Annotated in this window: 12 protein-coding genes; 8 read left to right on the top strand and 4 right to left on the bottom strand. The window is 66.2% G+C overall.

Annotation, left to right across the window (positions count from 1 at the left end):
* Position 1 precedes the first annotated feature (1 nt).
* The 3 genes from GFK26_RS25515 to GFK26_RS25505 all read left to right on the top strand — a co-directional run bounded on the left by GFK26_RS25515 (position 2) and on the right by GFK26_RS25505 (position 1,842).
* Positions 2-871, top strand: a complete 870-nt coding sequence (locus GFK26_RS25515; protein WP_153284427.1) for a Kdo hydroxylase family protein — start codon at positions 2-4, stop codon at positions 869-871.
* Positions 872-937: 66 nt separating this feature from the next.
* Positions 938-1,414: a transcription elongation factor GreA gene (greA, locus tag GFK26_RS25510; RefSeq protein ID WP_056581276.1), complete on the top strand. Its 477-nt coding sequence runs from the start codon at positions 938-940 to the stop codon at positions 1,412-1,414.
* 5 nt (positions 1,415-1,419) lie between these two features.
* Entirely contained in the window at positions 1,420-1,842 is a 423-nt protein-coding gene (locus GFK26_RS25505; protein ID WP_153284426.1) for a DUF4149 domain-containing protein, read from the top strand.
* A gap of 49 nt (positions 1,843-1,891) precedes the next feature.
* Here GFK26_RS25505 and GFK26_RS25500 read toward each other — a convergent pair whose 3' ends face one another.
* Together GFK26_RS25500 and GFK26_RS25495 are read right to left on the bottom strand one after the other, a co-directional pair.
* Positions 1,892-2,611 (bottom strand): glycosyltransferase, encoded by a 720-nt coding sequence (locus GFK26_RS25500; RefSeq protein WP_167395020.1) that lies wholly within the window; start codon positions 2,609-2,611, stop codon positions 1,892-1,894.
* 41 nt (positions 2,612-2,652) lie between these two features.
* Positions 2,653-3,132 (bottom strand): YhbY family RNA-binding protein, encoded by a 480-nt coding sequence (locus GFK26_RS25495; protein ID WP_099796820.1) that lies wholly within the window; start codon positions 3,130-3,132, stop codon positions 2,653-2,655.
* A 33-nt stretch (positions 3,133-3,165) separates the two neighbouring features.
* Here GFK26_RS25495 and GFK26_RS25490 point away from each other — a divergent pair, with 33 nt between their 5' ends.
* From GFK26_RS25490 to GFK26_RS25470, 5 genes are all read left to right on the top strand, one after another.
* Positions 3,166-3,834 carry an RlmE family RNA methyltransferase gene (locus GFK26_RS25490; RefSeq protein WP_153284425.1) on the top strand — a complete coding sequence of 223 codons (669 nt, stop codon included), beginning with the start codon at positions 3,166-3,168 and terminating at the stop codon, positions 3,832-3,834.
* A 166-nt stretch (positions 3,835-4,000) separates the two neighbouring features.
* Positions 4,001-5,917 carry an ATP-dependent zinc metalloprotease FtsH gene (ftsH, locus tag GFK26_RS25485; protein ID WP_153284424.1) on the top strand — a complete coding sequence of 639 codons (1,917 nt, stop codon included), beginning with the start codon at positions 4,001-4,003 and terminating at the stop codon, positions 5,915-5,917.
* Positions 5,918-5,926: 9 nt separating this feature from the next.
* The gene (gene folP / locus GFK26_RS25480; protein WP_153284423.1) at positions 5,927-6,835 is read left to right on the top strand and encodes a dihydropteroate synthase; all 909 of its coding nucleotides are present in this window, start codon (positions 5,927-5,929) and stop codon (positions 6,833-6,835) included.
* A gap of 6 nt (positions 6,836-6,841) precedes the next feature.
* A complete protein-coding gene (gene glmM / locus GFK26_RS25475; protein WP_153284422.1) occupies positions 6,842-8,179 on the top strand; it encodes a phosphoglucosamine mutase in 1,338 nt (445 codons plus the stop codon).
* Between the two features lie 2 nt (positions 8,180-8,181).
* Complete coding sequence (locus GFK26_RS25470; RefSeq protein WP_153286105.1) at positions 8,182-8,679, top strand: GNAT family N-acetyltransferase; 498 nt, start codon at positions 8,182-8,184, stop codon at positions 8,677-8,679.
* A 103-nt stretch (positions 8,680-8,782) separates the two neighbouring features.
* Here GFK26_RS25470 and GFK26_RS25465 read toward each other — a convergent pair whose 3' ends face one another.
* Positions 8,783-10,060 carry an acyl-CoA dehydrogenase family protein gene (locus tag GFK26_RS25465; protein ID WP_153284421.1) on the bottom strand — a complete coding sequence of 426 codons (1,278 nt, stop codon included), beginning with the start codon at positions 10,058-10,060 and terminating at the stop codon, positions 8,783-8,785.
* A gap of 34 nt (positions 10,061-10,094) precedes the next feature.
* Positions 10,095-11,201, bottom strand: coding sequence for a phosphotransferase (locus tag GFK26_RS25460; RefSeq protein ID WP_153284420.1), 1,107 nt, complete (start codon positions 11,199-11,201; stop codon positions 10,095-10,097).
* Positions 11,202-11,208: the final 7 nt, after the last annotated feature.

The following is an 11,208-nucleotide window of genomic DNA, read 5'->3' as shown; positions in this document are numbered from 1 at the left end:
CATGGAAACGCAGCTGGTCGAACTGGACTTGGCGGACTGGAACGCGGCCGCGCCCAACGAGGCGTGGATCGCGGAACTGGAAGCCGGCAAGGTCCTGTACTTCCCGCGGCTGGGCTTCGAGCTGCGGCCTGAAGAGCGCAGCCTGCTGACGCCCAGCCTGCTGTCGCCCGACGTACGCAACATCAGCCTCGACGCCCACGGCAAGCTCAAGGGCGCCGTGGGTGACGAGGCGGTGCAGCGTGCCACGGCGGCGATGGTGAAGCGGTTCCGTACGCAGGCGCAGCAGCTCATTCATGGCCTGCTGCCGCACTACACGCCGGCTTTGCGCCTGGCGCCGACCAGCTACCGGCCGGCCCAGGTCGAGACGCGCGTGCAGTCGTGGCGCGCCGACGACCGGCGCCTGCACGTCGATGCGTTTCCGTCGCGGCCCAACTACGGCGAACGCATCCTGCGCGTTTTCACCAACGTCAATCCCGACGGCGCGCCGCGCGTGTGGCGCGTGGGCGAGCCTTTCGAGGACATCGCCAAGCGCTTCCTGCCGCGGGCCAAGCCCTATGCGCGCTGGCAGGCCAAGCTGCTGCAGGCACTGCACGTCACCAAGTCGTTCCGCAGCGAGTACGACCACCTGATGCTGCAACTGCACGACGGCATGAAGTCGGACATGGCGTACCAGGACAACTCGCCACAGGAGAAGGCCGAATTCCCGCCGGGTTCGGTGTGGGTGTGCTTCTCGGACCAGACCTCGCACGCCGTGATGGCGGGCCAGTACATGCTCGAGCAGACCCTTCATCTGGCCGCATCGAAGCAATACAATCCAGATTCGAGCCCGCTCGCCATCCTGAGCCGGCTGACCGGACGCAATCTCGTCTGATCTGTCCCCCCAATCGACCGCCGAACGGCATCGTTCGGCGGTTTCGCTTTATGGAGAACCAACAACATGGCCACCATTCCCATCACCAAGCGCGGCGCTGAAAAGCTGCGCGCCGAACTGCACCAGCTCAAGACGGTCGACCGTCCCTGGGTCATCAATGCCATTTCCGAAGCGCGCGCCCAGGGCGACCTGAGCGAAAACGCCGAATACGAAGTCGCCAAGGACCGCCAGGGCTTCATCGAAGGCCGCATTCAGGAAGTCGAAGGCAAGCTCTCAGCCGCGCAGATCATCGACCCGAGCGAACTCGACGCCGGCGGCAAGGTGGTGTTCGGCTCGACCGTCGAACTCGAGGAAGAAGAGTCGGGCGAAGCCGTCAAGTACCAGATCGTCGGCGAAGACGAAGCCGACCTGAAGCTGGGCCTCATCAACATCTCCAGCCCGATCGCGCGCGCGCTCATCGGCAAGGAAGAGGGCGACACGGCCGAAGTGCAGGCCCCGGGCGGCCTCAAGCGCTACGAGATCGTGGCGGTCCGCTACCTCTGAGTCGGATGAAAGACCGCGTCGCGCTGATGCTGGCAGCCCTGTGGTGGGGCAGCCTCACCACGATCGGTTTCCTGGTCGTGCCGATGCTGTTCGCGAAGCTCGGCAACCCGGCGGTGGCGGGCAATTTCGCCGCCCAGCTGTTCGAGGCGCAAAGCTGGATTGCCATCGGCTGCGGGCTGATCCTGCTGATCCACTTTCGCCAGAAGGCCGACGACGGCATGACCCCGCCTGTGCTGACGGCCATCTTCCTGGTGCTGGCGGCGTTGTTGCTGGCGCTGCTGCAGCAGTACGCCGTGGCGCCGCGCATCGTGGCGCGCGACAACCTCAAGCTGTGGCACGCCGTGGGCACGGGCATGTATTTCGTTCAGTGGGTGTGCGCCGGCACGCTGCTGTGGCGCATGGGCGGCGCCGCTCGCGCGCCACGCTGAACCGGGGCGGCAGCAGCGACAGGTGATGTCGCCGCGGCCTCCGGCTCAATTACTCTTTCCAGTGCTTGGCGACCCAGCTCGCCGGCCGGATGTAGCGGAAGGCGCGGTTGCGCCGTCCCGCCAGCGCATCGGGCGGGTTGCACTCGCCGTGGAACACCATCACACGGGCGCCTTCGGGCACGAAGGGCTCTTCCCAGTAGTTGGTCGGCCAGGTCGGAATGCCGTGGTACTTGAAGCTCGGGCACCAGGCGGCCGGCCAGTAGGCCAGCTTGCCCTGCTTGTGCAGCACGTCCGACAGGTAGGCCTGCTCGTTGCGGTATTCGGCCTGCACCTTGTCCATGTTGGCGCGGAAGTACGCCAGCACGTCGGCGTGGGCGCCCAGTTCGAAACGGTAGACCGATGAATTGCCCGTGATCCGCTCGCGCCGCCAGGGGCGGGCGTAGTCGTGAATGATCAGGAACTCGCCGGGCTGCTCGAAGAAAGCGTCCAGGCTGCCGACGATCACCACGTCGACGTCCAGGAAGAGGGCGGTGCCGCGCAGGCCGTGCAGGTCCTGCTCGAAGGTGGTGAGCTTCTTCCACGCGCCGTCGCGCTGGCCCGGGGCCAGTTGGAGGTTGAGCGGCGGAATGGGCAGGCACGTCACTTCGGGTCGGATGCCGTTGCCGTCGTCGGTCAGGCAGACGAACTTGAAGTCGCCGCTGAGGTGGCGGCGCACCATGGCGTAGAGCCGGTTGACGTACTCGGGGCCGTACTTGGTGCCCCACTTCATGCAGAGGATATGGCGCTGGGCGCCTTGCGCTGCCACCAAGCTCAGTCCGCCTGGTTGCGTTTCTTGGCCGACAGCGGACGCTTGGCCTTGGCGCGCTTGATGGTGCCGCCAGGGGTGAGGCGCTGGTTGCCGAGCACGCGCAGGGTCTTGATTTCAGGGCGTTGGCCGCCGCGCTTGCTGTACTTGACGATTTTCACGTCGCGCGGGCCGGGCATGCGGTCTTCGTCGACCACACGCTCTTTTTCGGGCTTCGGGCGCCACAGCACGAGCAGCTTGCCGATGTGCTGGATCGGGGCGGCGTCGAGCTCGTCGGCGAGCTCCTGGAGCATGGCGTCGCGGGCGAGGCGGTCGTCGGAGAAGACGCGCACCTTGATCAGGCCATGGGCCTTCAGGGCCGCGTCGGCCTCTTTTTTTACGGCAGGGGTGAGCCCGTCTCCACCGACCATGACGATCGGATCCAGGTGGTGAGCTTCGGCGCGGTGCACCTTGCGCTCGGCAGGGGTAAGTTGAATGGCGGGCATCCCCGTATTATCGACGCGTACACGAACACCCTCATGAGCACCAAAGCCAAAAGCAAAAAAGTCAACAAGGCGTGGCTTCACGACCACATCAACGACCCCTACGTGAAGCTCGCGACCAGAGAGGGCTACCGTGCCCGCGCGGCTTACAAGCTCAAGGAAATCGACGAGTCGCTCGGGCTGGTCAAGCCCGGCCAGCTCGTGGTCGACCTCGGCTCGACCCCGGGGGCCTGGAGCCAGTACCTGCGGCGGCGCATGTCGCCGGGCGGGGCGGCGGCCGGCGACCTCAACGGCACCATCGTTTCTCTCGACCTGCTGCCGATGGAGCCCATCGAAGGCGTGACCTTCCTGCAGGGCGACTTCCGCGAAGACGCACTGCTGGCGCAGCTCCTGGCGGTACTGGCCGGCCGCAAGGCCGACCTTGTGGTGTCCGACATGGCGCCCAACCTGTCGGGCATCCACTCGGCCGATGCGGCCCGCGTGGCGCACCTGATCGAGCTGGCCATCGACTTCGCCCAGAACCACATGAAGCCCGAAGGGGCGCTCGTGGCCAAGGTATTCCACGGCAGCGGCTATGACGACCTGGTCAAGATGTTCAAGGCCAATTTCCGCGTCGTGAAGCCGCTCAAGCCCAAGGCGTCACGCGATAAATCGGCAGAGACCTTCCTCATCGGCAGGGGATTGAAGGCGCTCGATACGCATTGATACCTTGCCGCAGAGCGCCCTCCAGGGGCGCAAACCCTTGTCAGCCTATGGCTGCTATAGGGAAATGTCCGCTTTTCGCAGCTTGAAAAGCCTAAAATGGGGCGTAATTGCGTACCCTCAGCGCGTATTTCATATTCCCGTCACGCGCTTTCGACTGGAGCTTCGTTTGAACAATCAGTGGTTTTCCAAAGTTGCCGTATGGCTCGTCATTGCCATGGTGTTGTTCACTGTGTTCAAGCAGTTCGACACCCGCGGTGGCGTCGGCTCGGGAACGGTGAGCTATTCCGAGTTTCTGGACCAGGTCCGCAACAACCAGATCAAGAGCGCCATCATTCCTGAAGGCGCCGGCGGCGGCGAGATCGTCGCTGTCACCAACGACGATCGCAAGATCCGCACGACCGCGACGGTGCTCGACCGCGGCCTCGTGGGCGACCTGATCGACCACAACGTCAAGTTCGACGTCAAGCCGCGCGAAGAAGGCTCGCTCCTCATGACCCTGCTGGTCAGCTGGGGCCCGATGCTGCTGCTGATCGGCGTCTGGATCTACTTCATGCGCCAGATGCAGGGCGGCGGCAAGGGCGGGGCGTTCAGCTTCGGCAAGAGCAAGGCCCGCATGATGGACGAGAACAACAACACGGTCACTTTCGCCGACGTCGCAGGCTGCGACGAGGCCAAGGAAGAAGTCCGTGAAGTGGTCGACTTCCTGAAAGACCCGCAACGTTTCCAGAAGCTCGGCGGCCGCATTCCGCGCGGTCTGCTGCTGGTCGGCCCTCCAGGCACCGGCAAGACGCTGCTGGCCAAGTCGATCGCCGGCGAAGCCAAGGTGCCGTTCTTCTCGATCTCGGGTTCCGACTTCGTTGAAATGTTCGTCGGCGTGGGCGCGGCCCGCGTGCGCGACATGTTCGAGAACGCCAAGAAGAACGCGCCTTGCATCATCTTCATCGACGAAATCGATGCGGTGGGTCGTCAGCGCGGCGCCGGTCTTGGCGGCGGCAATGACGAGCGCGAACAAACCTTGAACCAGATGCTGGTCGAGATGGACGGCTTCGAAACCAACCTCGGCGTGATCGTCGTGGCTGCCACGAACCGCCCCGACATCCTTGACGCCGCGCTGCTGCGTCCGGGCCGTTTCGACCGTCAGGTGTACGTCACGCTGCCCGACATCCGCGGCCGCGAGCAGATCCTGGCCGTCCACATGCGCAAGGTCCCGTTGGGCCAGGACGTGAACCCGAGCGTCATCGCCCGCGGCACGCCCGGCATGTCCGGTGCCGACCTGGCCAACCTGTGCAACGAAGCCGCCCTGATGGCGGCCCGCCGCAATGCGCGTGTGGTCGAGATGCAGGACTTCGAGAAGGCCAAGGACAAGATCTTCATGGGCCCCGAGCGCAAGAGCATGGTCATGCCCGAGGAAGAGCGCCGCAACACGGCCTACCACGAGTCCGGCCACGCGCTCATCGGCAAGCTGCTGCCCAAGTGCGACCCGGTCCACAAGGTCACGATCATTCCGCGTGGCCGCGCCCTCGGCGTGACCATGAGCCTGCCGGCGCAAGACCGCTACAGCTACGACCGCGAGTACATGTTGAACCAGATCAGCATGCTGTTCGGTGGCCGCATCGCCGAAGAAGTGTTCATGCACCAGATGACCACCGGCGCCAGCAACGACTTCGAGCGCGCGACCTCCATTGCCCGCGATATGGTCACGCGCTACGGCATGACCGACGCGCTGGGCCCGATGGTCTATGCCGAGAACGAAGGCGAAGTGTTCCTGGGCCGCTCGGTCACCAAGACCACGAACATGAGCGAGCAGACCATGGAAAAGGTCGACGCCGAAGTGCGCCGCATCATCGACGAGCAGTACGCCCTGGCGCGCCACCTGATCGAAGCCAACAGCGACAAGATGCACGCGATGGCCAAGGCGCTCCTCGAGTGGGAAACCATCGACAGCGAGCAGCTCGACGACATCATGGCCGGCCGCGCACCGCGTCCGCCCAAGGACTGGACGCCGCGCATTCCGCCTTCGGGCAGCGGCGGCAGTGGTGGCACGCCGGCCGTCACAACCGACCCGGCGCCCACGGCGGCCTGAGTGGGTTCAATGGCAAACAGCAACGGGGCCTCTGGCCCCGTTTTTCATGGCGCGGCGGTCTGGCAGACCTCGCGCTTTCGCATCGACCTCGCGCAGCCGCGCGTGATGGGCATCGTCAACGTCACGCCCGATTCCTTTTCCGACGGCGGCGCGCACGCGTCCACCGCGACCGCGCTCCGGCATTGCGAGCAGCTGCTGAAGGAGGGCGCCGACATCCTCGACATCGGCGGCGAATCGACCCGCCCCGGCAGCCCGGCCGTGCCGCTCGACGCCGAACTGGCGCGCGTGCTGCCCGTGGTTCGTGAGGCGGTGAAGCTGAATGTGCCGCTGTCCATCGACACCTACAAGCCCGAGGTGATGCGCGCCGTGCTCGACCTGGGCGCGGACATCGTCAATGACATCTGGGCGCTGCGCCAGCCGGGCGCGCGTGAGGCCGTGGCGGCGCACCCGAATTGCGGCATTTGCCTCATGCACATGCACCGCGATCCGCAGACCATGCAGACGCTGCCGATGCAGGGCGACGTGATCCCCGAGGTGCTGGCTTTCTGGGACGCGCAACTGGCGCCGCTGAAAGCGTTGGGCATCGACCCTGCACGCGTCACGCTCGACCCAGGCGTCGGCTTCGGCAAGAGCGTGGCGCAGAACTTCGCACTTCTGGGGCGCCAGCCCGAATTGTTGGCAGCCGGTTACCCCTTGTTGCTAGGTTGGTCCCGCAAGTCCTCCATCGGGGCGGTCACGGGCATCGACAATGCGTCCGGGCGTACCGTGCCCAGCGTGGCAGCCGCCGTGCTGGCCGTGGACCGGGGCGCAGCGGTCGTGCGGGTGCACGACGTGCGCGACACCGTCGCCGCCCTCGCCGTATGGCGTGCCATGCGCGCGGAAACACCGCAGAACCAACAAACTTCACAAGAGCAATAAGAGGAAATGACCCGTAAATACTTCGGCACCGACGGCATCCGCGGCACGGTCGGCCAATCGCCCATCACCCCCGACTTCGTGCTGCGCCTCGCGCACGCCGTCGGCCGCGTGCTCAAGAAAACCCAGGCCCGTCCCACGGTGCTGATCGGCAAGGACACCCGCATCTCGGGCTACATGCTCGAGTCGGCGCTCGAGTCGGGCTTCAACTCCGCCGGCGTCGACGTCGTGCTGCTCGGCCCGCTGCCCACGCCGGGCGTGGCGTACCTCACGCGCGCTCAGCGCGCCAGCCTGGGCGTGGTGATCAGCGCCAGCCACAACGCCTTTCCCGACAACGGCATCAAGTTCTTCAGCGCGCAGGGCACCAAGCTCGACGACGCCTGGGAGCTGGCCGTCGAGGCTGCGCTCGAAGAAGCGCCGGTCTGGGCTGCCTCCGCCGACCTCGGCAAGGCACGCCGCCTGAACGACGCGGACGGCCGCTACATCGAGTTCTGCAAGAGCACCTTCGCCAACGACCTGTCGCTGCGCGGCATGAAGCTGGTGGTCGACGCGGCCCATGGCGCGGCCTACCAGGTGGCGCCGAACGTGTTCCACGAACTGGGCGCGGACGTCACGAGCATCGGCTGCTCGCCTGACGGGCTCAACATCAACGAAGGCTTCGGCGCCACGCACCCCGAAGCGCTGGTCGCCACCGTGACGGCGCAGAAGGCCGACTACGGCATCGCCCTCGACGGCGACGCCGACCGGCTGCAGCTGGTCGATGCCAGCGGCCGCCTGTTCAACGGCGACGAGCTGCTGTACCTGATGGTGGCCGAGCGCATTGCGCGTGGCGAAAAGCCGGTGGGCGTGGTCGGCACGCTGATGACCAACAAGGCCGTCGAGATGGCCCTGCGCGCACAAGATATCGAGTTCGTGCGCGCCAAGGTCGGCGACCGTTATGTGCTTGAAGAGCTCGACAAGCGCGGCTGGCTGCTTGGCGGCGAAGGCTCCGGCCACCTGCTGGCGCTCGACCGCCACACCACGGGCGACGGCATCGTGAGCGCGCTGCAGGTGCTGCAAGCCTGCGTGCGCAGCGGCAAGACGGTGGCACAACTGCTCGAAGGCGTCACGTTGTTCCCGCAGACGCTGATCAACGTGCGCCTCGCACCCGATCAGGACTGGAAGAGCAACGCAGCGCTCGCCAGCGAAACCAAACGCATCGAAGCCGAACTGGGCGACGAGGGCCGCGTGCTCATCCGCGCGAGCGGCACCGAGCCGTTGGTGCGCGTGATGGTCGAGGCGCGCGATGCCAAGCAGTCTCAGTCGTGCGCCGAGCGCCTCGCGGCCACGCTCAAGCCCGCTGCATGACGATGACAACGACAGCGGGCCGCATCGAAACCCGCCTGGCCGACTACCGCGATCCTCTGCAGGCTGCGGCCGTGGTCGATCTGCTCGACAGCTACGCACGCGACCCCGCCGGCGGTGGCATGCCGCTGCCGGCATCCGTGCGCGAAGGCCTGCCTGCCGCGCTGGCGGCGCGTCCACAGGCGTTCAGCGTGCTGGCCTTCGACGGCGACATGCCCGTGGGCCTGATCAACTGCATCGAAGGGTTTTCGACCTTCGCCTGCCAGCCGCTGGTCAACGTGCACGACGTGGTCGTGCGCGCCAGCCACCGCGGCCAGCGTGTGGCGCAGCAGATGTTCGCGCTGGTGGAGCAAGAGGCTCATCGGCGCGGCGCCTGCAAGCTCACGCTCGAGGTGCTGTCGGGCAATGCGCCTGCGCTGCGCAGCTACGAGCGCGAGGGCTTCGTCAGCTACCAGCTCGATCCGGAATTCGGCCACGCCGTCTTCCTGCAGAAGAAGCTCTGACCGAATCAGGCAAATGAAAATGCCGCCGACGCGCAAGGCGTGGGCGGCATGACCGAAGCAGAAAGAGAAGGGCGCGGCGATCGCGCCCTTTCTTGTTTCTGGATCAAAAGCGCGTGACAGGCGCGTCGGCGGTGGCGCCCGACTTGTCGGCGGCGTACTTGCCCAGCTCCCACTTGGCGATCGCGTTGCGGTGCACTTCGTCCGGACCGTCGGCAAAGCGCAGCGTGCGTGCCTGCGCGTAGGCCGAGGCCAGCGGGAAGTCGTCGCACATGCCGCCGCCGCCGTGGACCTGCATGGCCCAGTCGATGACCTGGCAGGCCATGGTGGGCGCCACGACCTTGATCATGGCGATCTCTGTGCGCGCGACCTTGTTGCCGGCCACGTCCATCAGCCAGGCGGCTTTCAGCGTGAGCAGGCGGGCCATGTCGATCTTGCAGCGCGCTTCGGCGATGCGTTCCTGCGTGACGGTCTGCGAGGCGACGGTCTTGCCGAAGGCCACGCGCGACGAGGCGCGCTTGCACATCAGCTCGAGCGCGCGCTCGGCCAGGCCGATCAGGCGCATGCAGTGGTGGATGCGTCCGGGGCCAAGGCGACCCTGGGCGATCTCGAAGCCGCGGCCTTCGCCCAGCAGGATGTTGCCGACGGGCACGCGCACGTTCTCGAAGTGCATCTCGACGTGGCCGTGCGGCGCGTCGTCGTAGCCCATGACGTTCAGCGGACGCACGATGCGGATGCCCTTGGTGTCGGCCGGCACGATGACCATGCTCTGCTGCGAGTGCCTGGGCGCCTCGGGGTCGGTCTTGCCCATGGTGACGAACACGGCGCAGCGCGGGTCGGCGGCACCGGAGATCCACCACTTGTGGCCGTTGATGACGTACTCGTCGCCTTGGCGCTCGATGCGCGTGGCGATGTTGGTGGCGTCGCTGGAGGCTACGTCGGGTTCGGTCATGGCGAAGGCCGAGCGGATCTGGCCTTCGAGCAGCGGCTTGAGCCAGCGCGCCTTGATCTCTTCCGAGCCGTAGCGGGCGATGGTTTCCATGTTGCCGGTGTCCGGCGCGGAGCAGTTGAAGGCTTCCGATGCCCATGGCACCCGGCCCATGATCTCGGCCAGCGGGGCGTATTCCTGGTTGGTCAGGCCGGCGCCCTCATAGCCCGAGGCCGAGGCGCTGTCGACCGGCAGGAACAGGTTCCACAGGCCCTGGGCCTTGGCCTTGGCCTTGAGCTTCTCGACGGTCTGCAGCGCGGTCCAGCGCTTGCCGGCGACCGTGTTGGCGGCCAGTTCGGCGCTGTACTCGGCTTCGGCCGGGTAGATGTGGTCTTCCATGAAGGCGAGAACGCGCTTCTGAAGCTCCTTGGTTTTGGCCGAATATTCGAAATCCATGCTGTCTCCTGGTGGGGTTAAGGGGGAGGGCTGGCTATGCCTTTTGGGCAAATTGCCAAGCCATCTCGGCCATCGGCCGTGCGCCACGGGCGGACGCCACGGCTTGCTCGCTCGATGCGGTACCGGCTTCGACCCGTTTCGCAATGCCCTGCAGGATGGCAGCCATGCGGAACAGGTTGTAGGCCTGGTAGAAGTTCCAGTCGGGCGCCAGCGCCTCGGGCGTGCTGATGCGCGTGCGCTCGCAGTAGCGGCGGATGTATTCGCTCTCGGTGGGAATGCCCAGCGCCGCCACATTCACGCCGCCGATGCCGCGGCCAGTGGTGGGGGGCATGTGCCACGACATGCAGTGGTAGCTGAAGTCGGCCAGCGGGTGGCCCAGCGTGGAGAGTTCCCAGTCGAGCACCGCGATGATTCGCGGCTCGGTGGCGTGGAACATCACGTTGTCCAGGCGGTAGTCGCCATGCACGATCGAGACCTTGGTCTCGTCGCGTGCGCTCGCCGGCATGTGGGCGGGGAGCCAGTCGATGAGGCGCTCCATGGCGTCGATGGGCTGCGACAGTTCGCCGGCACCATCGGCCGAGGCCTTGTACTGCTTGCTCCAGCGGCCGATCTGGCGGTCGAAGTAGTTGCCGGGCTTGCCGTAGTCGCCCAGGCCGCGCGCGGCGAAGTCGACCGTGTGCAGCGCCGCAATGACGCGGTTCATCTCGTCGTAGTGGGCCGCGCGTTCGGCGTTGCTGAAGCCGGGCAGCGACTGGTCCCACAGCACGCGGCCCTGCATGAACTCCATGATGTAGAAGGCGCGGCCGATGATGGCTTCGTCTTCGCACAGGCAGTACATGCGCGGCACCGGCACGTCGGTGCCCTGCAGGCCGCTCATCACCTTGTATTCGCGCTCGACCGCATGGGCCGAGGGCAGCAGCTTGGCGACCGGGCCGGGCTTGGCGCGCATCACGTAGCTCTGCGTGGGCGTGACGAGCTTGTAGGTCGGGTTGGACTGGCCGCCCTTGAACATCTCGACCGTCAACGGACCCTGGAAGCCCTCGAGGTTCTTTTCGAGCCAGGCCGCAAGCGCGTCCACGTCGAAGGTGTGCTGTTGGGACACCGCGCGGGTGCCGATGAAACTGGAGAAGTCCTGGCTCATGTCGATT

This window comes from Variovorax paradoxus (assembly GCF_009498455.1).
GTDB classification, from domain to species: domain Bacteria; phylum Pseudomonadota; class Gammaproteobacteria; order Burkholderiales; family Burkholderiaceae_C; genus Variovorax; species Variovorax paradoxus_H.
This window is presented reverse-complemented; position numbering and strand designations above follow the sequence as displayed.